The organism is Zhenpiania hominis (assembly GCF_014333425.1).
GTDB classification, from domain to species: Bacteria; Bacillota; Clostridia; order Peptostreptococcales; family Anaerovoracaceae; genus Hominibacterium; species Hominibacterium hominis.
The window spans coordinates 1-23,421 of the sequence record NZ_JACRYT010000009.1 but is presented as its reverse complement, the minus strand read 5'-3'; the positions used below and the strand labels follow the sequence as shown (position 1 = coordinate 23,421).

Sequence of the window (23,421 nt, the reverse complement as noted above, 5' to 3'; positions counted from 1 at the left end):
AGGAATGTATGAATTTTATACCTGATAACGTCAGCCAGCATACAAATGTATATGACGTATTAAAGGAAAGAGGCTTTATCGAGCAGACAACTGATGACGAAGCGATTCGGGAGTTGCTGGGGAAAGAGAAGATCAAATTTTATATTGGTTTTGACCCGACTGCGGACTGCCTGCATGTAGGTCATTTTATGCAGGTAATTATCATGATGTATATGCAGAAATTCGGGCATACGCCAGTTGTACTCATCGGCGGCGGTACCGGAATGGTGGGAGATCCGTCTGGCAGAACCGATATGCGGCAGATGATGACGCCGGAGACGATTCAAAATAACTGCGATAACTTTAAAAAGCTGTTCGACCGTTTCATCGAATTTGATGAAGAATGGCAGTACAGCGGGAACAATGGTGTCTACAGTCCTGGAAAGGAAAACAAAACCCCGGAACCGGGCAAAGCGGTATGTGTGAACAACGCGTCCTGGCTATTGCCTTTAAACTATATTGAGTTTATTCGGGAAATCGGAAAGCATTTCAGCGTCAACAATATGCTGAGAGCCGAATGTTTCAAACAGAGAATGGAGAGAGGTCTGTCTTTCCTGGAGTTTAACTACATGCTGATGCAGAGCTATGACTTTATGGTTATGGCAAGGGACTTTGACTGCAAAATGCAGTTCGGAGGAAACGATCAGTGGTCCAACGTCCTGGGCGGAATTGAACTGACCAGAAAAGCCTGTGACAAGCAGGTATACGGTATGACCTTCTCTCTTCTGACCACCAGCGAGGGCAAGAAAATGGGAAAAACCCAGAAAGGCGCCCTGTGGCTGAATGCGGAAAAAACATCGCCTTATGAATTTTATCAGTACTGGCGAAACGTGGCGGACGCGGATGTGGAAAAATGTCTGCGGATGCTAACGTTTCTGCCGATGGACGAAGTTAGAAAACTGGCTGCTCTGGAAGGACAGGAAATTAACAAGGCAAAAGAAATCCTGGCTTACGAAGTGACGAAGCTGGTTCATGGTGAGGAAGAAGCGAAAAAAGCGCAGGAAGGAGCTCGCGCGGCGTTCGGCGGCGGAGGCAGCCTGGACAATATTCCGAAAGTGCAGAAAGCAAGATCGGACTTTGAAGGGGAAGGTATCGGAGTCGTAACCTTTATTCGGGATCTTGGACTTGTGCCGAGCAACCGGGAAGGATTTATGACCATCGAGCAGGGCGGCCTGAAGCTGGATGGCGAAAAGGTGACAGATAAGAAAATGATGGTTACAGTAGATACGTTCAAAGACGGGAAACTGCTAGTTGAAAAGGGAAAAAAGAAAAAACTGGTAGTGGAACTGACAGAATCGTAAAAATTCGACAAAAAAGATTGAAACAGATCCAAAATTTTAGTAAACTAAGACAGGCTGATAGAGGAGCGAAGCGCAAGAAGAACCGGATCGCCGGCGGGCAATGAACCGGTTTGGGGGGCAGTTTCGCCGAACTGGAATTTCGGGCGCGGAATTCTGGTGGACATATAGTGAAGAACTATATGGCTGTCTGCAGAAAACCTGCAGTTGAGCTATCCCTGAACACTTTTTGATTTGTAAAAGATACGAAAAAGAAAGTCGGCGGGAATGCTCCGTCGGCTTTTTCATTTTATAATGTACTGCCCATAAAGGGGTAAATGGAAGAAAAGGAGTGAAACATGGAAGAACAAAGAGGAGAACTGAAGAGAGTCCTGAAGTTAAAGGACCTGGCGATCTATGGGATCGCGTTTATGACGCCGATCGCGCCGGCGTATATCTATGGAAACGCGTCCGCGGTGACAGGCGGCACACTGGCAATGGCCTACGTCGTGGCCATGATCGCAATGCTGTTTACAGCTACCAGTTACGGGAGCATGGCGGGAGCCTTTCCGGTAGCGGGTTCTACATATTCTTATACACAGAGAGGGATTAATCCGCATTTGGGTTTCTTTGCGGGATGGGCGATTTATATTGACTATGTTCTGGTTCCGCTGATTGTATTTATTACAGGCGCGTCCTATGCCAACGCGGCGGTACCGCAGATTCCGTTTTTCGCGTGGGTGCTGATTATCGCGGGTGTGGTTACGGTTGTAAACTGCGTCGGCGTTCAGATGGCGGCAAGAACGAATCTGTTGCTGGTGGCGGTAATGGGCGCGATTGTCGTGATGTTTATCATCGTATGCGCGAGGGCCGTCCTCGGCGGAGCGGGAGAGGGAACGCTGATTTCCTCAAGACCGTTTTATAATCCGGGTGTGACGAATATCAGCGTGCTGGTAGCGGGAGGCGCTCTGGCTTGTTTCTCGTTTTTAGGATTTGACTCGATTACCACTATGGCCGAAGAAGCAGTGCGTCCGAAAAAAGACATCGGCAGGGCAGCGGTAATTGCCTGTATTGGCGGAGGAGTGATTTTCATCCTGCAGGCTTATGTAGCGCAGCTTGCGTGGCCGGATTATACCAGCTTTGAAAGCGCGGATACTTCTCTCTTTGAAGTGGCGCAGATGGCGGGAGGCACTCTGATGTCGGGACTTTATACCTTTGCCGTTATTTTATCCACATTTACCGCGGGAATCGCGGGGCAGTCCAGCGCGGCAAGACTGATGTACGGTATGGGGAGAGACGAAGTGCTGCCGAAAAAATTCTTTACTTATCTGCATCCGAAATTTAAAACGCCGATTTTTAACATTCTGATTATGTGCGCCATCGGCGTAATCGGCTCCCTGACACTGGATATGGCGCTGGTGACAGAATTGATGAACTTCGGAGGACTGTTTGGATTCATGTGCGTAAACCTTTCTGTTATTGTATACTTTTTCTTCAGAAAGAAAGAACGCAATGTGCTGAAATATCTCATCCTGCCGGGATGCGGCTTCCTGATCTGCGGATACCTGTGGATCAGCCTTTCCACGATTTCCTTTATCGTAGGATTTTCCTGGCTGTTTGTAGGTCTGATCGTTATGGCGATTACAACAAAAGGATTTAAAGTAAAACCGAAAATTTATGAAGAATAAGGGGGAACGGAGATGAAACCAAATCCAAAGTATTTATCTTATTATTATGAAACCATGACCGACTGGCCGGATCTGATTGTGGATCCGAAAAAGACGGCGCTGTTGATCGTGGACATGCAGAAAGAATTTATTTCCAGGGAAATCGGAGAATCGATCACCTTCCGGGAAACCGGAGAATGGGAACGCTGGCTGCCGTTCCATGACCGTCTTGACGATATTGTAATTCCCAATAATGTGAAACTGCTGAATTATTTCAGAGACAAAGGACTGCTGGTAACCTTCGGCAGGATCGCCTGCCTGCGGCCGGACGGCGAAGATCGGGAACCGGTGCAGAAAACAGAAGGATGGAACGGCATCTTCCTGTATGTACATACGGAGGAAGCGGAAATGATCGACGAACTGAAACCGCTTCCGGAGGAAATTGTAGTGAATAAGACGACAGACAGCGTTGTGGCGGGAACCAATTACACCAGACTGATCCGCAATCTGGGCGTGGAAACCGTGGTCGTTACCGGAATCGTGACGGATCAGTGTGTCGCGGGAACGGTACGCGGTCTGGCGGATGAGGGATTTCAGGTAATCTGCGTGGAAGACGCCTGCGCGGCGGCCTGCATGGAGCATCATGACGCGGAACTGAAAATCATGAACAAACTGTACTGCGAAGTGCTCAGTACAGAGCAGACAATTGACGTGCTGGAAGGAAAACTGAAATAGAATTCCGGTGGGTTCAGATAGAAAGGAACTGTTTATGGCGCGTAAAGATCGTTTCCTTGTAGTGCTGTATCTTTATCTGTTCAGTATTTTAGCGGAAATTGGAGGCCTGTATTATTTTCTCAAGGCCCCTTCCGCTTTTTCCAAAGGACTGGCGGCCGCGGCGGCTCTTTTTATGCTGTTATGCTTCGCGGCGGTGGTTACGTTGATTATCCTTAATATTTCCTGCGCTGTCAGGTACTTTCGGGAAAAGGACGGTATTCTGCTGCGTCAGGCGATGAAAGGTATGAAGCTGGGTTCGATCCCGTTTTTTATCATAAACTTTCTGGTTTGTCTGATGATTGCTGCGGTTATATTCGGAGCGTCAAGGGGATTTGCGGTTTTTCTGCCATGGGTATGGAACTGGGTTCTTTGCGCGGTAGCATCGACTTATATCATTATGGCGGGAAGCTCTTGTTACGGAATCGCACTGGCACGTTTACTGCGCCAGAATGGTTCCCTTTCCCGAAAGCAGATGTCAGTTCACATTGTTTTGCAGCTGATTTTTGTTTTGGATGTGATAGACACTCTGGAATTACTGAAGTTTTCCGCAAAAAACCTTTGACTTTCAGGGACGGAACGTGTACAATTAGTTCGTGCCGCGTTTTGCGGCACGATATTTTCGCATGAGCAGGATGGAATTTCCGTCCGGAGCGAGTGCGGCTAAACGTTATCAGTTTTAGTTCGTCGAACACGATTCGCCGTGGCGAATCTCAGTAGACAGGGCCGAAGACGATCGGAAACGATCCCAGTAGGTAGAAAGGAAAGAAAAGATGAGTTCATTTATCGCAAAGCCTCATGAAGTGGAACGTAAATGGTACGTTGTAGACGCTGAAGGCAAGAACCTCGGAAGAATGGCTTCACAGGTAGCGGCAATTCTGAGAGGAAAAAACAAACCGACTTACACTCCTCACGTTGACTGTGGTGATTATGTAATCGTAATCAACGCGGAAAAGGTTGAGGTAACCGGCAAGAAGAGAAAAGAAAAGATTTACAAGAGACACACCGGATATCCGGGCGGTCTGAGAGAAGTAACCTTCGAACAGATGATGGAAAAGCATCCGACCGAAGTTGTCCGCCATGCGATTAAAGGCATGATGCCGAACGGCAAGCTGGGCAGACAGATGTACAAGAAGTTAAAGGTTTACGCAGGTCCGGAACATGATCATGCGGCACAGAAACCGGAAGTACTGGATATTTAAGAAGGGAGGGTTACACAATGGCAAAAACACAATATTATGGAACAGGAAGAAGAAAGTCTTCAGTTGCTAGAGTGAGATTACTCCCTGGTACTGGAAACGTTACCGTAAACGGCAAATCTCTGGACGATTACATCGCAATGGAAATCGTAAAGAGAGAAGTAAAGCGTCCGTTTGAAATCGCGGGCTGCGAAGGCAAATTCGATGTAATTGCGACTGTAAAAGGCGGCGGTTACACCGGCCAGGCAGGCGCTCTGAGACATGGAATCGCAAGAGCCCTGTGCGAAGCGGACAGAGAAGCTTACAGACCGGCGCTGAAAGCGGCAGGCTTTTTAACAAGAGACTCCCGTATGAAAGAAAGAAAGAAATACGGACTCAAAAAAGCCAGAAGAGCCAGCCAGTTCTCGAAGAGATAGGGAGACCTATCCCGGCGAGGAACGAGCCGTTGGAAGGTCCCCTGTCAGAAGCGCAGCGCTTCAGCGCGTGGCGCTTTACGACGCAGCACTTGTCCTTGCGATTGCTCAGAAAGAGCAGAGCAATGGAAAGTGCGCCGTCAGGATTGTCCAAGAGCACAGCGATTTGCAGCAATCTACGACGCAGCACCTATCCGAAAAACTCGCTCTTACGAGCATCCTATTCGTGTGGAAACCCCCGAACTCCAACCCTTGGAGTCGGGGGATTTTTACTTTGGAAACCAAAAGATAATAGGCAGATGATAAATTCCTCTCTCGAATGGCGTACAAGAAATGGCATTGGATGCCTATTTCTGATAAACTGTAAAATACAGGACGAGCAAATACAGATTCGGGATACTGAATTTTGGTAAGCTTTAAAAAGTATAAATGTGTAGAGGCGGGCTGTGCTGAGTTTATCAACACATTTCATTTTTCAGAAATTGTTTCTATAAAATTCAGCGGTTTGGAGCGCCAAATAAGCAGATAACAGCTGATTTTGGAAACTCTGGCTTATTCGTGCTCTGTGTCCCAGTAAAATTTATAAACATTTTGCGTTTTTTATCAATTGTTTCTAATATCGTACGGGCTGCTATAGAGGGGTTTTCAGGATTACGGTTCCGATTGCGACGGCCGTGCATATGGCTGTGTTGATTTATCTGATCCTTTGGGAACTGGGAGTTGTCAGCTAGCTGTCAGAAACACAACTGTCGCAATTTGAGAAAAAGAAGGGAGAAAATAATGCGTGAGATTACAATACAAGATGGCAATATAGAAGAAGGATATATACATGGCAGGGAGGGCCGTATCTGGTACCGTATCGCGGGAAGAGACAGAACAAAACTTCCGATGCTGTGTGTACACGGCGGTCCCGGGTGCCCGCACGATTATCTGAAGCCCTTGGAACTTCTCGCGGATGACAGGCCGGTTATTTTTTATGACCAGCTGGGATGTGGAAATTCAGAAAAGCCGGATCGGACGGAGCTTTGGACGATTGATTATTTCGCGGATGAAATTAATGAAGTGAGAAGCGCCCTGGAGCTGGACGAATTTTTCTACTTTGGACAGTCCTGGGGGACTATGGTGGGAGCGTACTATCTTTTGAACCGCACGCAGAAAGGCGTCCGAGCCGCTGTTTTTGGCGGTCCGGTTATGCGGGCACGGAGCCTGGCGGATGACTGCGCGGTTCTGGTTTCAAAACTGCCGCCGGAGCACAGGGAGGCAATTCAAAAGGCAGAGGAAAGCGGCGATTACAGTTCCGTTGACTTCGCGGCGGCGGTCACCGAGTTTGATCGCAGGCATATGTGCAGGCTGGAGGACTGGCCACAGTATGTCATCGATGGAGACAGGAAAACCGGATGGCAGGTTTACAACACAATGTGGGGACCGAGTGAATTTATCTGCTCCGGGAATCTGAAAACGTTCGATTTAATGCCGCGCCTATCGGAAATAAACATTCCGGTGCTGTTTACCTGCGGGGAATTCGATGAATGTACGCCCGCAACAGTGTCAGATTACCATATGGCTGTAAAGCATTCCAAGCTGGCGGTTCTGGCGGACACTTCCCATATGCACCATGTGGAGAAGCCGCGGGAGTATAAAGAACTGGTATCATCATGGCTGGGACAATTTGAGAAAAAATAGAACACACAACATTTCCATGCAAAACTGTGGTAGTATAATCATAGTATGAACTTCCCGGAGAAAAACTCCGGATTACTTAAGAAGGAGAGGGCTGAACATGGAATCTCAAGTATCAAAAGAACTGATCATAACCTTTCTGCCGTCAGAAGAGAGCGCGGTTTGCGTGATTGCGCTGGGGGAAAAAGAGATTGGCCGTTTCCCTGTAAAAAGGCGGGAGGATAAAGCCACAATCAGCAGCGCGTTTTCTGCTATCGCGAAGCAGCTGGGCGTACGCGCGGTTGTAAAAGAAAAAGCTTCCGGGGAAGAAATTTTGTGGAGTCCGGTGAAAATCGGAGCGTTGACCGCGAAAAACCGTTTTGCTGTGCTTCCGATGGAAGGGGCGGACGCGGGAAAGGACGGATCGCTGACTGCCGGCTGTATGGAGCGCTACCATGCCTACTGCGCCGGAGGAGCGGCGGTCATTTGTCTGGAAGCGGTAACCCTGCAGTACGAAAGCCGATCCAGGGATCGGCAGCTTCTTTTCGATGTGAGAGATCCGCAGAGCAGAGCGAGCTGGGAAGCGTTTATCCGATCCCTGAAGATACAGTACCCGGATACAATTCTGATTTTCCAGTTCCATCACGCGGGAGAAACCGCGGACCCTTCTTTTTCACGGCGCGTCTGCGTAAAGCCATTGCCGGGATTCGGCGGCGATGTGATCGATGAATCGTACATAGAGGATTACATCCGGCGTCAGGTAGAAACCGCGGAATTTTTATATGGGATTGGCGTAGACGGAGTTGATTTGAAACTGTGCCACGGATACCTGGGAAGCCAGCTTCTGCGGCCATACAACGACCGGAACTGGAAATACGGGGGAAGCTGGGAAAACCGCAGTCGCTTCGCCTTTGAAACCTGCGAGAAAATCCGCAGCCGAATTCCCGATCACCATTTCCTTCTCGGAGCCAGAGTCAGTATGTACGAAGAAATGCCGGGCGGGCAGGGACATGCGGGAGCGGACAGCCCCTATATCGATCTGAAGGAACCCATTGCATTGATACAGGGTCTGGAACAGCGGGGATGTGACTTTTTCGGGGAAACCATAGGAAATGCGTCGCTTTACTGGGAGAATATGGCGCCGGATCGCTCCTGCGCGGTAAATGTGTACAAGCACGCGTCAATGGCAAAGCAGATGAAGGAGCATCTGAGAACGGAAACGATTGTGATTGGAGCGGGAATGTCTGTTCTCGGAGACGGTACGGAGAACGGCTTGCGGGGAATAGAAGCGGAAAAGAGCAGCTTGCCGGCCTTTGGCAGTTCCTGCATTCGGGACGGAGGCATGGATTTGATCGGTCTGGGGAGACAGTCGCTGGCAGATCCGGAACTGCCGATCAAATTAAGAGATGGAAAAATGGAGGAAATTCACTGGTGCAGAACTTGTAACCTGTGCAGTGAGCTGGAAATGCGCCAGCAATCAATAGGCTGTCCGGTATACCGGGAAACGTACAGAGCCCTTTTACAGAAAGTCCGGCAGGAATATGGAAAACCGGAGCGGATTATCACAGGAGACGGAGAATGATACGTTATGAAAAAAGAATCCTTACAGCTTGCGAAAAATAAAAAGATTTCGGCGATTGCGGGGACAGTACTGATTGTCCTGCTGGCCGTTTTCCTTTTTTCGATTATTTTCAGCGTAACCAACCTTATGTCGAGACTGGATGATATCAGGACACATCCTTTTAAGGTGCTGGATGCCGGAGGGAACCTTCAAAATGATGTTGACAATGTACGTCTCAGCTTTGAACAGTTAAAAAATATTAATACTCCGGAAGTCGTGGCAGATGTCCGTGAGCAGATACAGGTCTTTTACGAGGATGCGGAGCGTCAAATGAATATCATAGAAAAAAGATATCTGGGTGACGACTCCGATGTTGAGGCGCTGCGCGAGTATATGGCCGAAATGCAGCAAGAGCAGGACGCTTTCCTGGATTACGCGGCCGAGGCGGATCGGAGCGAGGAGGAAATCGTATCCTATAGCAGCGAGCATCTGGAGCAAGTGAATGAAGCTTTTGACAAACAGTTGGAAGGGATTCTCAAATATGCCCGCCAGCGGTTTGAATATTTTTATAGCGCGGCGGATCGGACCAGTACGAACGCTATTTTGTTCGCGTGTCTGATCTTCGCGGCGGTTTTGATTACGCTGTTTATTTACAGGAGGCTGCTGAGGTGGCAGACGATCCGTTTGCGGAATCAAAACCAGCTGTTTGACCTGCTTTCCAGCACGATTGACCATGTTTTCATGATCAACGAACTGGAACATCCGGAGCGCAATTACATCTCGCGGAATGCGGAGCGCATCCTGGGATTCGCGCCGGATCCGGAAAAGGTGTCACCGGAGGTATTGTTCGATTATATGAGCAGCGAAGACCAGGAAATGATTCGACAGTTGTTCAACACGAGCGGTGAAACTTACTGGAGCGCTATTTTCCATTACCGACACCCGTCCCTTCCGGAAGAGAAAATTTTCGGACTGCAGACTTATCGGATTCAAAATGAGGAACAGGATCGATTTGTGACAATTCTTATCGATCAGACAGAAATGGTTCGCGTGCAGAAAGAACTGCAGACTGCGATTATACAAGCGGAGAAGGCAAACGCGGCGAAAAGCGAGTTTCTTTCACGCATGTCTCATGAAATAAGGACTCCGATGAATGGAATTATCGGAATGGTGATGATCGGACAGCAGAATATCGACGATTCTCAAAAGGTCGCGGATTGTTTCCGAAAGATCAACCTTTCTTCTAAGCATCTGCTTAATTTAATTAATGACGTTCTGGATATGTCTAAAATTGAGAGCGGCCGGATGGAAATCAACAGGACTGGTTTTGATTTTCGCGTCTTTTTAGAATCTCTGAATAACGTGATTTACGGACAGGCGCAGGATAAGGGCATTGAATTTGAAGAGATTTTGATTGGAGATATTGATGAGACGCTGGTAGGCGATTCCCTCAGAGTAAACCAGATTCTGATGAACCTGCTGTCAAACGCGCTGAAATTTACACCGCGAGGTGGAAAAATCACTCTGCGCATTACGAGAACGGACGCGGATGATACGAACCTCTTCCTTAAATTTGAAGTAATTGATACCGGATGCGGTATCGCGCCCGAGAATTTCGATAAAATATTTAAGGCTTTTGAGCAGGAAAACTCCAATGTAAGTCAGGTATATGGCGGAACGGGCCTGGGACTGTCTATTTCCAAACGCTTTACGGAGATGATGGATGGAAAGATTACCGTTTCCAGCCAGCAGGGAAAAGGATCTAACTTCACAGTCATGCTTCCTTTCGGACGCATAAAACAGGAAGAAGGAGAAGCTCATGATTTCAGCCGCATTCGCGTCCTTGTAGCTGACGATGATCCGGACTCTCTTGCTCATACAAAACTGTTGCTCCGTAAAGTAGGCGCGCAGGCGGATGTTACAGATAACGGATATGAGGCCGTGGCAAAAACAGAACAGGCGCAGACGATGGGGGATCCTTATGACTTATGTTTGATTGACTGGAAAATGCCGTTCATCGACGGAATTGAAACGATACGCAGGATTCGATCCGCGTCTGTTTCAGAAAGGCCGGCCGCGGTTCTTATGACCGCGTATGATTCCAGCGAAATTCAGGAAAAAAGCAGAGCCTGCGGTGCGGTACAAATTATTACGAAACCTCTGTTTGAATCTTCCCTGACAGCGTTACTGTCCGAGTTGTTTGAAAAGAAGTCCGGGGCGGAAGAGGAAGGCGGCACGGTTAAAGGCGATTTTCGCGGAAAGCGGTTTCTGATTGCGGAAGATAATGAACTGAACCGGGAAATCGCGCAGGAACTTTTGTCTACCACCGGAGCGCTGATTGAGTGCGCGGTCAATGGAAAAGAGGCAGTCGACAAATTTGCGGCTTCTCTGCCCGGGTATTTTGATTTGATCCTTATGGATATCCAGATGCCGATTATGAGTGGCTATGAAGCGACAAAGGCGATTCGCGCCATGGAGCGCAGGGACGCGGATGTCCCGATTCTGGCTATGACAGCAAACGCCTTTGCGGAGGACGTGGAAAAAAGCCTGGAATGCGGAATGAACGGGCATATTAATAAGCCGATTGACCTGGAAGAAGTCTTTACCAAAATCGCGAGAGAACTGGAGAATAAAGGAATGTAACTCTATTAGGCGTTAAGGAAGAACGTATGATGGATGAGGCGGAACATCGTTTTTGCATTTCTGGTGTTTTTGATGCTGATAAATTGATTATGAACTGCAAGAAGAAAAAAGTTGATGTATTACAAAAAAGTTGATGTATTTAAGAAAGGAAACAAACTATGTATTTTAAGAAAAGAAGTCTTTTTTTCCTGATGCTGCTTTGCTGTTTGGTTCTTTCCGCATGCGGCGGGCAGGAGTCGGAGAACGGTACGGAAAAGGTGGAAGGCCTTGCAGAACTTGGTGAAATTCAGGTCATTGCCAGAGAAGAAGGCTCTGGAACACGGGAAGCCTTCGCGCAGATGGTCGGGCTGGAAGCAGATGGTGCGGAAAATGCCAACGCGGATCAGACGAGAGAGGACGCGCGGATTGCGGATTCCGGAGAGGCAGTTACAGAAGAGATCGCGCAGACACAAAATGGGATCGGATATGTTTCCGCTGCCGCAGCGGAGGAAGACGGCGTGAAAGTTCTGCAGATAGAAGGGGTTTCTCCCGGTGAAGAGGCCGTTGAAAAAGGTGATTATCCGCTGAGCCGATCTTTTTATCTTGTCTATTCGGGAACTCTCAGCGATCTGGATCAGGATTTTGTAAATTATATTAATACCGCGGGCCAGGAAGTGGTCGCCCGATCCTATGTGCCGGTGAAAGAGGCGGGAACCTTTTTATCTAATAAGGAGCCGGGAAAGATTCACCTGACTGGTTCTACGTCCATCGCGCCGCTGATCGAGGAACTGGTAGAGGGTTACAATGAATACAACCCCAACGCGCAGATTGAAGTGACGGAGACAGACTCCACACAGGGACTGAACGCGGCTATGCAGGGAAAATGCGATCTGGCGATGAGTTCCAGAGAACTGGAAAGCTATGAAAAGGAATTGCTGGAATATGAGGCATTTGCAAAAGATGGGATCGCGGTGATTGTAAATAAGGAAAACCCTCTGGAGAATCTGTCGCTAGAGCAGTTAAAGGAAATTTTTGACGGAAGCCTGAAAAATTGGGATGAGTTATAGCTTTTGACAGCAAGGACAGAAAACACTGCTCCTTCCACCGATCACCATTCGTTGGAGGCATTCGCCGCAGATTGGGCAGAGAGAGCCTTTCCTGCCGTAAACCTGCAGAAAAGGCGTATTGCGGTATTCCTTTCCTTTCGAAGAAAGGTATTCTTCCGCCGATATTTCATTTTTGGCGATAAAAAAGGATAAGCGCTCCGGAATCGCCGCGGCAAGACGCTGCCATTCTCCCAAAGTCAGGCTGCTTGCGGAGCGTGCCGGATGAATCCGCGCCGCGAACAGAATCTCATCGGAGTAGATATTACCAATGCCGGCGATTACCTTTTGTTCTAGCAGGCATTCTTTAATGGATTTCTTGCGCTTCCCCAAACGCTCCATTAGATATTCCGAAGAAAATTCCGGGTCAAAGGGTTCTTTTCCCAGCTTCTTGATTCCGCTGAAGGTATCGGTTTCTCCTTTTTTCAGGAACCAGAACCGGCCGAATCGGCGGGTATCGGAATAACGCAGCTGTCTGCCGCCGGTTAATTGGAATGTAAGGTGGGTATGGGGCTCTTCCGGGAGATCCGCTGATGTCAGCAGAAGGCAGCCGGTCATACGCAGATGCAGGATCATGCGATCGCCGCTGTCCAGCAGAAAAACTAAAAATTTCCCCCTGCGCTCCATCCTGGAAATGATTTGCCCGATAAGCTGGCTGTGGAATTCCTCCGTTGCCGGGTGGGCGATAACAGCCGGCTGGCGTATGAAAATGTTTTCAATAGAACGCCCCTGAATCTGCGGCTCAATCACCCGTTTTATGGTTTCGACTTCTGGAAGCTCCGGCATAGATTTTTAACCTCCTTTTGTGATTGCTTATACGGTACTATAGAATTGTGATTAATGTCAAGAGAATTGAGGGCGGTATGGAGCGGTCAGGTGTTCCGGTTATAAATTTAATATCTGTATTTTCTTCGGAAATATGATAAAGTAAAGGCAGGGAGGTTATAGGATGAAATACTATTTTTTAGAAGGAACTTTTAAAGAAGGGCGCCCCGAAGGGCTGGAGTTTAAAAAAGCGCTGGACGCGCATCACACTTACTTGAAACCGTTTTTTGAAAGCGGAAAGATCCTGACATCAGGCCCGAAAGCATCCGGGGACGGCGGCATCATTCTGATTAAGCTGGAGGACTCGGAAAAAATCGAGGATTTCTGCGACAGCGATCCGTTTGTGAAAGCCGGTGTCCAGGAGTACAAAGTTGTGGAGTTTAAGGTATTTGATATACAGAAATACGCGAAAGAATGGGTGTAGTATGAAAGCGGTTGTTTATAAAGGGCATGGGGATCCGGTGCTGGAAGAACGAAAAAAGCCGGAGATTCTGGATCCCCGGGACGCCATCGTCAAAGTGACACTTACCACCATCTGTTCCAGCGATATTCATATTTTGAATGGAGCGGTTCCCAGGGCAAAGGAAAATGTGATCCTGGGCCATGAATTTGTGGGAGTGGTAGAACAGACAGGCTCGGCGGTAAAAAACATGCGGCCAGGGGATCGGGTCGCGGTCAACGTGGAGACCTTCTGCGGGGAGTGCTTTTACTGCCAGAACGGATGGGTCAACAACTGTACCGATCCTCAGGGCGGCTGGGCGCTGGGATGCCGGATTGACGGCGGACAGGCGGAATACGCGCGGATTCCCTATGCGGACTGCGGACTGACGTTCATCCCTGATTCGGTTTCCGATGAACAGGCGCTGTTTACAGGGGATCTTATGTCCACCGGTTACTGGGCGGCCCAGCTTGGAGAAATCAGAGAAGGAGACTGTGTGGCAATCATCGGAGCCGGTCCTACCGGTCTTTGCGCCATGATGGCGGCGAAATTGAGAAAGCCGGGCAGGGTAATCGCTATCGATTTGAAGGAAGACAGGCTGAATTTCGCAAAGGGGCACGGTCTTGCGGATGTGGTTGTAAATCCGTGGAACGAAAACGTGGAGGAAACGATCCGGGAATGGTCCGATCATGGCGGCGCGGACGTTGTAATTGAAGCAGCCGGCGGAAAAGATACGTTCCAGACCGCGTGGAAACTGGCTCGCCCTGCGGCAGTGGTCTGCCTTGTGGCGATGTATGAAGAAAACCAGACATTGCCTCTTCCGCAAATGTACGGAAAGAATCTGGTGTTTAAAACAGGGGGCGTGGACGCTGCCGACTGCGGGGAGATTATGAGCCTGATTGCGTCCGGTACACTGGATCCTTCAATCCTCATTACCCACAGAGCATCCTTTGGGCAGATTCTGGAAGCTTACCAGGCGTTTCGCAGGCAGGAAGCGGGTATGCTCAAGTGGGCGATTCGAATGGACTAGAAACAAATACTAATTTTCTTAATTTGTTTCTATTTTTTCAATGATCTGACGGGGAAGGCTGAACTGACAGCCTTCTTTTTTTCTTTTTTTGCGAAAAAAGAACGTAAATCCGTTGAAATTAGTGAAACAAACTTTGAATTTGCGGAATTGTTGATAAAGCGATCAAGGGGGATTTCAAAAAATTGTGTTCGGGTAAATCATTTGGCGTGTCTCAACCCGTCATATAATATAGTAAGCGCTTACAAAGGATACAGGGGGAAAACAGGTTGACCAGAGAAAAGGCCTTGTTGGAAAAAAGAATAGAAGAAGACTTCAGCCTGAACGAGCTGATTGAGCGGTACTACGCGGATATTTTCCGGTACTGCCTGTGGCATACAGCGGATCGGCAGACGGCGGAGGATGCGGCTCAGGAAACCTTTCTTCGGCTGACGCGGCATTTTTCTTCCCTGCGAAACCGAAAACAGGTGAGAGCCTGGATTTACAAAATCGCGGCAAATGTATGTGTGGATTTGTACCGGAAACGCAGGTGGGAAGAGCCTCCGGGCGAGATGCTCTACATGGAGAGGGGTTACGAACAAGCGGAAGGGCAGGTGGATTTTCTGAAATTAATCCGCACATTGCCTCCGGAGCAGCGGGAAGTGGTAATCCTGAGATTCAGCCAGGATCTGACGATGCGGGAAATTGGAAAGGTGCTGGAACTCCCTTTGCGTACCGTTCAGTCCAGACTGCGGAGCGCGCTGAAAAAATTAAAGAAAATTTATCAGCAGGAAGGAGAAGGGGATGAAGAAAGAGTTTTATGACAGGCTTGAAAGCAGCCTGCGGACATACGGGAATGAATGGATACGCCGGGAAGCACTGGAAGAGACCCGGAAAGCATGCGGGCAGATAGAAAAACGAGTGCGTCCGGCTATGTCACGGAAGGCGTTTCTTCTCAGCCAGCTTCGTTTTGCGGGAGGGAAAATCTGGGCTTTGGAGGCGGGGGTTCTGCTGATGCTGCTTCTGATGGTAAACGGAATTTTGCGAAGTCCGGCACTGGGACTGGAGCACGGCGAGGTTTGTTTTCTCCTGGGCGCGGCAGCAGTTGTTTCCGCTATGGCGGGGATTCCGCATCTGTACCGCTCCCAACGGTACCGCATGTATGAAATGGAACGCGCGGCTCGTGTGTCGTATCCGATACTGCAGGCGGCTCGATTTCTCATGGCAATGGCGGGCAATCTGGTTATGCTGGCGGTGCTGTTCGCTGCCGCCTATGTAAGGGAGATGATTCCGGTGGCTTCCGCGGTCTATATGCTGCTTCCCTTTTTCTGTGTCTGGACAGGGAGCCTTCTGATCCTGCGGACATCCGGCAATTCCCGCAGTCCGTTTTACTGTATGAGCTTCGGTGCAGGCTTGATCGCGGCACTGTTTTTCCTGAATAAAACAGCGCCGCGGGTTTTCGAGCCGGAGGTGGCGGCAGTCTGGGGAGTTTTATGTGTGATTGTGTTTGGAATCCTGCTGGCGCAGGTGGGAATATTTAGGAGGAAATTATGGAACTGACGATTAAAAATCTTACAAAATCCTTTAAAGATAAGATGGCGGTGGACGATGTCAGTCTTACGATTATGCCGGGCGTATGGGGCCTTCTCGGAGCTAACGGCGCGGGAAAGACTACGCTGATGCGCATGATCGCGGGGATTTTGACACCCAGCCGGGGAAATATTTACTATGACGGAGTGAAAATCGGAGATTTGGGAGAAGCGTACCGGGATGTTTTCGGGTATCTGCCCCAGACTTTCGGATTTTATCCGGAGTTTAAGGTGATAGACTATCTGCGGTACATGGCGGGGCTGAAAGGGCTTTCCAGGAAAACCGCGGAGCGAAAAATCGATGAGCTGCTGGAACAGCTTTCGCTGGAGGAGGTACGTGGAAAACAAGTGAGAAAGCTTTCCGGCGGTATGCAGAGACGGGTTGGAATTGCCCAGGCGCTGCTTAATGATCCGGAGATTCTGATTCTGGACGAGCCTACCAGCGGGCTGGACCCGGGAGAACGAATCCGCTTCCGGCGGCTTATTGCCGAATTTGCCCGGGAACGTATTGTGGTTATTTCCACCCATATCGTTCCGGATGTAGAATATATTGCCGCCTGCAACGCAGTCATGAAAGATGGAAAAATTATTGATGTCGGCACCACGGAAGAGCTGGTAAAAACGGTGGAAGGGAAAGTCTGGGAGGCAGAGCTGACAACGAGGGAGCTGGCGGAATATGAAGGCCGGGTTCCCATTGTCAATGTGCGAAGCGAGAAGGGGGAAAAGGTACTGCTGCGCTACCTTTCGGAAACAGGCGAGGTGCCGGGTTCCAGGCCGGCGGCGCCTCATCTGGAAGATCTGTATCTGTGGCTGTTTTCAGAAAGGGGCGGAGAAAAATGAGAAGAATGTTAGGATTGGAATTAAAGAGGCTGTTTAAAGCCCGTATGGTGCGGATTCTGCTGGCGGCCTCTCTGGTACTGGCGGTTGGGATGGCGATGCTGGTTGTCTCCTTTACCGAATATTATTATCTGGACGAGCAGGGAAATCAGGCAAGAGTCACCGGATTTACCGCGGTTCGGGAATGGAAAAAAACGCTGAAACCCTATGAAGGAGATCTGACCGCGGAGCGGATCGCGCGGATGGTAAAGGAAAACCGGGTTCTTGAAGAAAAATACGGCGAAGATACGCCGCTGAAAGAATATATGGAAATCGAGTATCCTGTCGGGTGGGCCCTGGCTCTGGTGCGACAGGTATTTGTGGAACATGACGGATCTCCCACACCTCTGACGGAGATTACAGACAGGGAAGCTGCTAATTTTTACAAACAGAGAGAGCAAACCATTGCCGCGGAGCTTGCGGCGAAATATCCGGAGCACCCCTCTGTTCAGAAAAAAGTCGCCGCTCTCAATGAAAAGCTGCAGACGCCCCTGCATTTTGTATATGGATACGCCAAAAGCGACGCCGGCGACTATCTGCTGCTCTGCCTGGTACTATTGGGATTTTTCTGCGCGGTGCTGGCAGCGCCCGTTTTTTCGGCGGATTATCAGAATGGATCGGATGACATCCTGCGCTGCACAAAAAATGGGAGACTTAAGCTGGCCTTTACCAAGATGCTGGCCGTTATGCTGATAAGCACGGTAATGTTCTGCCTTTTTATCGGTATTTACCTTGCCATTGTAAATACCGTTTATGGCTGGGACAGTCTGGCGGTCTCCTTTCAGTTTACCAATAATTATATTACTTCGATCGCGCCTCTGACCTCCGGCCAGGCTCAGGCCCTGACGGTGGTCGTCGGCTTTATCGGTCTGACAGCGTCTGTTACATTCGGGATGCTGGTTTCTTCCAGATGCCGGACCGCGATGGTTTCGGTTGTCGTGGGACTGCTGATGTGTCTGCTTCCTACGATTCTTTCCATAGCTGGCAGCGGAAACCTGATTCAATGGCTCTGCTGCCTGCTTCCGGCAGGCGGGTTTGGTATTCAGCACAGCTTTTACTACGAGCTTCTGGGAAATACCTTTCTGCTGGCGGGACCTTTCAGCGTCTGGTCGCCCTATGTGATCGCCATCGCGGCAGCAGTTGAGATTCCGTTCTTTTTCTTCCTGGCGGCTCGGAGTTACTGCCGGCATGAGGGATAAAAAAGAGCGGGTTGCCGTGGCCCGCTCCGCTGTGCTATACTTTATTTGAGAGGCGGTGACAAGCCCGTCTCCGTATTTTTTGCTTAGGCCTGCCGGTTAGATGGGTGCTCGTAAGACAGTAATTCATCAAAATTACTATTTATAGCATCTGTCTGGCAGGATTGGATAACAAAACAGGTGGCACTCAACTTCGGTTGGGTGTCATCTGTTTTTGTACGTTTAAGGGGAGAAAACTGCCTGTTTTTTGCTCTGTACGGCAAGGAAAGTGGAATGGATGATATAGATGCCGTTGTCACGGTGAAATCTATACAGAACACTAACTCCGCAAAGAATGCTGCTTGCTGCGGAGAGATGATGCTTGTGATTCCATGAATAACCTCATTAGACCGTAAAGCTGACAGATACACATTTCAATGAAAGGTACGTCTACTGCTATAAATGCCACCTCAGTAGCCTTTATTCATGGAAAAGATACATTTTGATACGATATATTTTGATAAGTTACTTGAAACCACCCACTCCATACGCTATAATGTGTGTACACACCATTGAGGAGGTGCAGCATGGCTATACCAAAACTGAAAAAACAGGATATCATTGATGCCTTAAAATTTGTCGACGAGGACGGCGTTCCCGAACACAATGTAAGTACAAAGTATGTGCTCGTGTCTGAAGATGGGAAAAAGTATCCGCCGAAGTATGTGGTGGCCGTGGCTGACCATTTGGCAAACGGCATGGATATTTCAACGGAATCCTTTAACAGCGTTGAAGCAAAGAGCTATCTGGAAAGTCTGGGTTTCACTATTGAGACAAAACAGCAGGAAAAATTCGAGTTGTCTATTACTGCTGAAAGCATTGAGTCAACGGATGAACGTTTTACAATGGACAATCTGGGCCTCGGCGATAATTACAAACCTCTGGATGTCTATTTTAAGAGGGCAAACGGGGATATAATCAAACGATCCTACAGCAAAGGTGAAAGAAGAAATTCTAATCAGACTATGCCACGCATTGCCTGCCAGATATTCGAGAAGCAGCTCGCTACCCTGTCTGTTGAGGACAAGGAGAACTTTCCTGTTTGTAAATACAATCCGGACAGCAACATAATCAGAGGTATCTTTGCGAGCGTTGATGAATTCAAGAAGCACCGCAATACGATAGAGTACCTGACATACGGATACGACAACGGTCGCCAGTTCGTTATCTATTGTTGGAATATTTTCTCCACGATTATCTTCGTTCAGGAGTGCTTGAAGCGTTTCGGTGAGCCGGGAGATCAGTTCGTTCTGATATACCGTGAAAAAGATGAAAAAGAGACAACAGCGGCAGAAACGGAAGCCGCTGTTCAGGAAGAGCTTGTTCAGCAGTTCAAAGGATATCGTAATCCTTTCTCTTCTATGCTGATTGAATCAAAGAATCTGATTTTCAGAGGTGCGCCCGGTACAGGAAAGTCCTATCTTGCTAAAGAAATTGCTGCGGATATTATCAGCAATGGGTACTTTGACGATTATACGCTACTCACTGACGAGCAAAAAAAGCAGGTAGAGTTTGTCCAATTCCATCCAAGTTATGACTACCCCGATTTTGTTGAAGGGCTGAGGCCAAAGGTCAATGACGACGGGTCGATGGGCTTTGAATTGCAAGACGGCATTTTCAAGAAATTTGTTGCTCGTGCCAGAAAGAACTATGAGGATTCACAAAAATCCAGAGAAACGGTGGAAAAGGAAGCCTCAGTTCAGGAAACTATGACGGAATTTTTCTCCGGCATTGAGTTTGGCGTTGACACATTTAAGACAATCAACGGAAATGAATTTACCATTACAGGCGTGGATGACGGACATATTAATATTTCCATTCCCGGAAATGCGACTGCCAACAAACTCGCCCTAAATTTAGACGAAGTTAGAAAGATGCTGGAGTCCGGGCAAAAGTTCGACAAAATAAAGGATATTACAGCTTTCTTCGGAAAGTCCTTTGCCACTCAGGGGTATTCATATGACTTTGCTATCTATAAAGCGATTAGAGCAAAGAAAAGCACAGCTCCAAAGGTAAAGGTGAAACAGGAAGAACTAAAAAAATATATATTTATCATTGATGAAATCAACCGCGGCGAAATTTCAAAGATTTTCGGTGAACTGTTCTTTGCAATAGACCCCGGATATCGTGGCAAAGCCGGAGAAATCTCCACGCAGTATTCCAATCTGCATTCCGACCCTGGCGAAAAGTTCTATATTCCTGAGAATGTCTATATCATCGGTACGATGAACGATATCGACCGTTCTGTAGACAGCTTTGATTTTGCTATGCGCCGTCGTTTTCGTTTCGTGGAACTCAAAGCGGATGAGCGTCTCGAAATGCTTGCATTGTTAGAAAACGAGGAATTGGAGTCCGAAGCAATTAGAAGAATGGCTGCTCTCAACAAAGAGATTGCGGGTGTTGAGGACTTGAACGATAATTATCAAATCGGTGCATCTTACTTCCTGAAGCTGAAAACACTTGACTTTGACCAGCTTTGGACAGATTACCTACAGCCGCTCCTACAGGAATACATTCAGGGAATGTACGATGAGGATGGCCTTATGAATCAATTCGCAAAAGCATACGGTTATCAGAAACCTACCCGAGGTGATGCGGATGAAGTTGCTCAAGATTAAGGATAATTCGCAGCAGAAAAAAGATGTATTTTCTCACATTGGAAAGTTGGTCGGCAAAATTGCAGACAAAACATTGGAGCAGCTTGAGCACGAAGGTGTATTCATATTTCCCGAAATCGTAAAGGACGCAGAGGATATTTCACGAGATCAGATGATTCTGCAAAGTGTCAATGACACCTATCGCTCTGGCAATGTGATGGGGGTTCTTGGTTGCGGTGATGAGCGTCTTATTATCGAGTCCCGCTTCTGTGGAGAGGGAGAGGATTACTTTTTCCAATATCTTTTGGACAAAGTTCTGGACTTTCCAAACATCGTAGACTTGGAGTCTGATGCCAATCAGGATAATCGTCTGTTTAATTTCTTGCTATTCCTGTTTCCGTATTACCTCAAGACGGCCATGAGGAAAGGTTTGTTCAAGAAGTATATCTGTCACAGATACAATGATGCGCATGTAAAAGGCACTATTGATGTCGCAAGGCATATAGAGAAGAACATTCCATTTATAGGGAATGTTGCATATAGCCAGCGTGAGTTTTCTTTTGATAACAGTCTGATGGAACTGGTGCGACACACCATAGAATTTATCAAGAGAAAGCCTTACGGAAACAATCTCCTTATCAAGGTGAAAGACGAGGTAAAGCTCGTAATAGATGCAACTCCGGGATATGAGCCTTATGACCGACAGAAAATCATTGAGCAGAACAAAAAGAATACTGTCCGCCATGCTTATTTCAGGGAATATCTTGCTTTGCAGAGATTGTGCCTCTTGATTCTTCGGCATCAAAAGCATCAAATCGGTTCGGGGTCGAGACAGATATACGGTATACTGTTTGACGGTGCATGGCTATGGGAGGAGTACATCAACTCGCTTGTTGAGGACATCTTCTATCATCCGATGAACAAGAGCGGCAAAGGTGCTCAAAGACTGTTCAATAGAAATGTCGGACTTATTTATCCCGATTTCATTAGCCGAAATAGCGAGGCTCGAGTCATTGCAGACGCCAAGTACAAGCCGATTGACAACATTGGCAATCGAGACTATTTACAGGTACTTGCCTATATGTTCCGTTTTGATGCTAAAGCTGGCTACTATCTCTATCCCGAAGCAGAAGGCTCTGGCGATCTAAAATTATGGATGAATCGTGGCTCTACCTATGAGGCAAATGTTACTCCGCGTGACGATATCAGCATCACCAAGCATGGATTAAAAATTCCTATGGACGTGTGGGATTATGCGAGTTTTATCGCAAAAATGAAGATTTCTGAGCAAGAGTTTATATACATATTCTCTACATGATTTTATAGAAGTACATAGAATAATGGATTCTCGATAAACGATTATTTCAATTTTGAGTAGATTAAAATAATCTGCAAAAATAACAAGGAGTTTTCCTCTTATGCCAGATAACAGAAACCGGAAGCGACCAATACAAGTCAAGTTTTTTGTAGACGAAAAAGAGCTTAACCTGATAAAACAGAAAATGGCACAGATGGGAACGGAGAACATGAGTGCCTATCTCCGCAAAATGGCAATCGACGGATATGTTGTGAATCTGGATATGCCTGAACTCCGTGAGTTGACTTCCAAAATGAAACGAATATCCAACAGCGAAAACCAGATTGCCAAACAGCTCAACACAACGGGTAACATCTACGAAGCTGACATTGAAGAAATCAAAAAGAATCAAGAGGAAATTTACGAAGGCATTAAAAAAATTCTGCTTTCTCTCTCCCATCTGAAGTGATGTCAGCTCCGCAGGAGCGTAGCCGATTTTGAAAAAATCGTCAAAGGGTTTGGGATGCTTCCCAACAAGCTTTTGCAAAAATCAGCTTCGCTGAAATTTGCAAAACGCACGATGTGTGTACACACGTGCACTGCTTGCAAAGTTTGTTTTGACCTTTTGTAAGCAAATTGAAGATTTTCATTTTCCACCAAATCGGCAACGCTATATTTTGTAAAACATCGCAGTGTACAGCTACACCTGCGGTACTTGCAATCCCAACAATACTTTGAATAAATCGAATTGAAGTGAATGAAAGAAAAGGAGGCTCGACAGGATGGATGAGAAACGAACAGAGGAAGAAGCCCGTGAGCTTACTCCCGAAGAAATAGATGATATGATTTTTGAGGAACAGATTGCGAGTGGAGAGCATAACGAGAAAGTTCCCGAATACTACTTCTCCAATCCCGACCCGTATGCCAAGGTCGAGCCTCGCCCCGATGATGCACCAAAGCGTGACATCAAGTTTGATGAAAACGGTAACATCGTTGTAAAAAATCCGTCTGCCTTTTGGTTGCCCGAAGTGACAATCGTGGATGAAATCGGCGGCGCAGAATACACAGTTACAGGCAGCTACGAGGGCACGGAAACTCTTGATAAAAAGCTCAAACGCATTATGGAGCGTAAACGGTAAATAGCCCATGCATAGATTGAGCACACAAAAAGTATTAAAATGCCTTTAAAGGATTTTTAGTACTTTTTAGGTTTTTGAGGGGAAAATATATGAACATCAATGAAGAA

21 protein-coding genes and 1 riboswitch are annotated in these 23,421 nt (G+C 47.7%); of the genes, 20 read left to right on the top strand and 1 reads right to left on the bottom strand.

All coding sequences use genetic code 11. The annotated features are described in order from the left end of the window. Positions 1-8: 8 nt before the first annotated feature. The 10 genes from tyrS (at position 9) to H9L42_RS09335 (ending at position 12,275) form a co-directional block, all read left to right on the top strand. Complete coding sequence (gene tyrS, locus H9L42_RS09380; protein WP_187303145.1) at positions 9-1,340, top strand: tyrosine--tRNA ligase; 1,332 nt, start codon at positions 9-11, stop codon at positions 1,338-1,340. Between the two features lie 50 nt (positions 1,341-1,390). Then, positions 1,391-1,560: riboswitch (Lysine riboswitch) on the top strand. Positions 1,561-1,675: 115 nt separating this feature from the next. Then, positions 1,676-3,004, top strand: coding sequence for an APC family permease (locus tag H9L42_RS09375; RefSeq protein WP_187303144.1), 1,329 nt, complete (start codon positions 1,676-1,678; stop codon positions 3,002-3,004). Between the two features lie 12 nt (positions 3,005-3,016). Then, positions 3,017-3,718, top strand: a complete 702-nt coding sequence (locus H9L42_RS09370; RefSeq protein WP_187303143.1) for a cysteine hydrolase family protein — start codon at positions 3,017-3,019, stop codon at positions 3,716-3,718. Positions 3,719-3,752: 34 nt separating this feature from the next. Continuing rightward, positions 3,753-4,319, top strand: a complete 567-nt coding sequence (locus H9L42_RS09365) for a DUF6652 family protein (RefSeq protein WP_187303142.1) — start codon at positions 3,753-3,755, stop codon at positions 4,317-4,319. A gap of 208 nt (positions 4,320-4,527) precedes the next feature. Further along, on the top strand, positions 4,528-4,956 hold the full coding sequence (gene rplM / locus H9L42_RS09360; RefSeq protein WP_187303141.1) for a 50S ribosomal protein L13: 429 nt from the start codon (positions 4,528-4,530) through the stop codon (positions 4,954-4,956). Positions 4,957-4,973: 17 nt separating this feature from the next. Next, complete coding sequence (rpsI, locus tag H9L42_RS09355) at positions 4,974-5,369, top strand: 30S ribosomal protein S9 (protein ID WP_187303140.1); 396 nt, start codon at positions 4,974-4,976, stop codon at positions 5,367-5,369. Between the two features lie 777 nt (positions 5,370-6,146). Next, positions 6,147-7,049 carry a proline iminopeptidase-family hydrolase gene (locus tag H9L42_RS09350; protein WP_187303139.1) on the top strand — a complete coding sequence of 301 codons (903 nt, stop codon included), beginning with the start codon at positions 6,147-6,149 and terminating at the stop codon, positions 7,047-7,049. 97 nt (positions 7,050-7,146) lie between these two features. Further along, entirely contained in the window at positions 7,147-8,607 is a 1,461-nt protein-coding gene (locus H9L42_RS09345) for an oxidoreductase (RefSeq protein ID WP_187303138.1), read from the top strand. A gap of 6 nt (positions 8,608-8,613) precedes the next feature. Continuing rightward, positions 8,614-11,229 (top strand): response regulator, encoded by a 2,616-nt coding sequence (locus H9L42_RS09340; RefSeq protein ID WP_187303137.1) that lies wholly within the window; start codon positions 8,614-8,616, stop codon positions 11,227-11,229. A 158-nt stretch (positions 11,230-11,387) separates the two neighbouring features. Then, the gene (locus H9L42_RS09335; protein WP_243235736.1) at positions 11,388-12,275 is read left to right on the top strand and encodes a substrate-binding domain-containing protein; all 888 of its coding nucleotides are present in this window, start codon (positions 11,388-11,390) and stop codon (positions 12,273-12,275) included. Here H9L42_RS09335 and mutM read toward each other — a convergent pair. Next, on the bottom strand, positions 12,270-13,097 hold the full coding sequence (mutM, locus tag H9L42_RS09330; RefSeq protein ID WP_187303136.1) for a bifunctional DNA-formamidopyrimidine glycosylase/DNA-(apurinic or apyrimidinic site) lyase: 828 nt from the start codon (positions 13,095-13,097) through the stop codon (positions 12,270-12,272). The two genes, H9L42_RS09335 and mutM, sit on opposite strands and share 6 nt — an antisense overlap. Before the next feature lie 163 nt (positions 13,098-13,260). On the opposite strand from mutM, the gene H9L42_RS09325 reads away from it, so the two are divergent. The 10 genes from H9L42_RS09325 to H9L42_RS09280 all read left to right on the top strand — a co-directional run bounded on the left by H9L42_RS09325 (position 13,261) and on the right by H9L42_RS09280 (position 23,314). Further along, positions 13,261-13,560, top strand: coding sequence for a YciI family protein (locus H9L42_RS09325; RefSeq protein ID WP_187303135.1), 300 nt, complete (start codon positions 13,261-13,263; stop codon positions 13,558-13,560). A gap of 1 nt (position 13,561) precedes the next feature. Beyond that, on the top strand, positions 13,562-14,605 hold the full coding sequence (locus H9L42_RS09320) for an alcohol dehydrogenase (protein WP_187303134.1): 1,044 nt from the start codon (positions 13,562-13,564) through the stop codon (positions 14,603-14,605). Between the two features lie 266 nt (positions 14,606-14,871). Then, the gene (locus tag H9L42_RS09315) at positions 14,872-15,405 is read left to right on the top strand and encodes an RNA polymerase sigma factor (protein ID WP_187303133.1); all 534 of its coding nucleotides are present in this window, start codon (positions 14,872-14,874) and stop codon (positions 15,403-15,405) included. Beyond that, a complete protein-coding gene (locus H9L42_RS09310) occupies positions 15,386-16,141 on the top strand; it encodes a hypothetical protein (RefSeq protein WP_187303132.1) in 756 nt (251 codons plus the stop codon). The genes H9L42_RS09315 and H9L42_RS09310 overlap by 20 nt, the downstream gene beginning before the upstream one ends. Beyond that, entirely contained in the window at positions 16,132-17,010 is an 879-nt protein-coding gene (locus H9L42_RS09305) for an ABC transporter ATP-binding protein (RefSeq protein ID WP_187303131.1), read from the top strand. The genes H9L42_RS09310 and H9L42_RS09305 overlap by 10 nt, the downstream gene beginning before the upstream one ends. Continuing rightward, the gene (locus H9L42_RS09300; protein ID WP_187303130.1) at positions 17,007-18,245 is read left to right on the top strand and encodes an ABC transporter permease; all 1,239 of its coding nucleotides are present in this window, start codon (positions 17,007-17,009) and stop codon (positions 18,243-18,245) included. Before H9L42_RS09305 ends, H9L42_RS09300 begins: the two co-directional genes overlap by 4 nt. Before the next feature lie 665 nt (positions 18,246-18,910). Next, entirely contained in the window at positions 18,911-20,899 is a 1,989-nt protein-coding gene (locus H9L42_RS09295; protein ID WP_346726305.1) for an McrB family protein, read from the top strand. After that, entirely contained in the window at positions 20,880-22,196 is a 1,317-nt protein-coding gene (locus H9L42_RS09290) for a 5-methylcytosine restriction system specificity protein McrC (RefSeq protein WP_087345810.1), read from the top strand. The genes H9L42_RS09295 and H9L42_RS09290 overlap by 20 nt, the downstream gene beginning before the upstream one ends. Before the next feature lie 100 nt (positions 22,197-22,296). After that, entirely contained in the window at positions 22,297-22,644 is a 348-nt protein-coding gene (locus tag H9L42_RS09285; RefSeq protein WP_087345813.1) for a plasmid mobilization protein, read from the top strand. A gap of 313 nt (positions 22,645-22,957) precedes the next feature. Next, complete coding sequence (locus H9L42_RS09280; protein WP_187303128.1) at positions 22,958-23,314, top strand: hypothetical protein; 357 nt, start codon at positions 22,958-22,960, stop codon at positions 23,312-23,314. The last annotated feature ends 107 nt before the right edge of the window (positions 23,315-23,421 follow it).

Excerpts from the sequence above, each read along its gene's own strand:
- tyrS (WP_187303145.1), top strand. The coding sequence starts at position 9 with ATGAATTTTATACCTGATAACGTCAGCCAGCATACAAATGTATATGAC.
- H9L42_RS09375 (WP_187303144.1), top strand. The coding sequence starts at position 1,676 with ATGGAAGAACAAAGAGGAGAACTGAAGAGAGTCCTGAAGTTAAAGGAC.
- H9L42_RS09370 (WP_187303143.1), top strand. The coding sequence starts at position 3,017 with ATGAAACCAAATCCAAAGTATTTATCTTATTATTATGAAACCATGACC.
- H9L42_RS09365 (WP_187303142.1), top strand. The coding sequence starts at position 3,753 with ATGGCGCGTAAAGATCGTTTCCTTGTAGTGCTGTATCTTTATCTGTTC.
- rplM (WP_187303141.1), top strand. The coding sequence starts at position 4,528 with ATGAGTTCATTTATCGCAAAGCCTCATGAAGTGGAACGTAAATGGTAC.
- rpsI (WP_187303140.1), top strand. The coding sequence starts at position 4,974 with ATGGCAAAAACACAATATTATGGAACAGGAAGAAGAAAGTCTTCAGTT.
- H9L42_RS09350 (WP_187303139.1), top strand. The coding sequence starts at position 6,147 with ATGCGTGAGATTACAATACAAGATGGCAATATAGAAGAAGGATATATA.
- H9L42_RS09345 (WP_187303138.1), top strand. The coding sequence starts at position 7,147 with ATGGAATCTCAAGTATCAAAAGAACTGATCATAACCTTTCTGCCGTCA.
- H9L42_RS09340 (WP_187303137.1), top strand. The coding sequence starts at position 8,614 with ATGAAAAAAGAATCCTTACAGCTTGCGAAAAATAAAAAGATTTCGGCG.
- H9L42_RS09335 (WP_243235736.1), top strand. The coding sequence starts at position 11,388 with ATGTATTTTAAGAAAAGAAGTCTTTTTTTCCTGATGCTGCTTTGCTGT.
- mutM (WP_187303136.1), bottom strand. The coding sequence starts at position 13,097 with ATGCCGGAGCTTCCAGAAGTCGAAACCATAAAACGGGTGATTGAGCCG.
- H9L42_RS09325 (WP_187303135.1), top strand. The coding sequence starts at position 13,261 with ATGAAATACTATTTTTTAGAAGGAACTTTTAAAGAAGGGCGCCCCGAA.
- H9L42_RS09320 (WP_187303134.1), top strand. The coding sequence starts at position 13,562 with ATGAAAGCGGTTGTTTATAAAGGGCATGGGGATCCGGTGCTGGAAGAA.
- H9L42_RS09310 (WP_187303132.1), top strand. The coding sequence starts at position 15,386 with ATGAAGAAAGAGTTTTATGACAGGCTTGAAAGCAGCCTGCGGACATAC.
- H9L42_RS09305 (WP_187303131.1), top strand. The coding sequence starts at position 16,132 with ATGGAACTGACGATTAAAAATCTTACAAAATCCTTTAAAGATAAGATG.
- H9L42_RS09300 (WP_187303130.1), top strand. The coding sequence starts at position 17,007 with ATGAGAAGAATGTTAGGATTGGAATTAAAGAGGCTGTTTAAAGCCCGT.
- H9L42_RS09290 (WP_087345810.1), top strand. The coding sequence starts at position 20,880 with ATGAAGTTGCTCAAGATTAAGGATAATTCGCAGCAGAAAAAAGATGTA.
- H9L42_RS09285 (WP_087345813.1), top strand. The coding sequence starts at position 22,297 with ATGCCAGATAACAGAAACCGGAAGCGACCAATACAAGTCAAGTTTTTT.
- H9L42_RS09280 (WP_187303128.1), top strand. The coding sequence starts at position 22,958 with ATGGATGAGAAACGAACAGAGGAAGAAGCCCGTGAGCTTACTCCCGAA.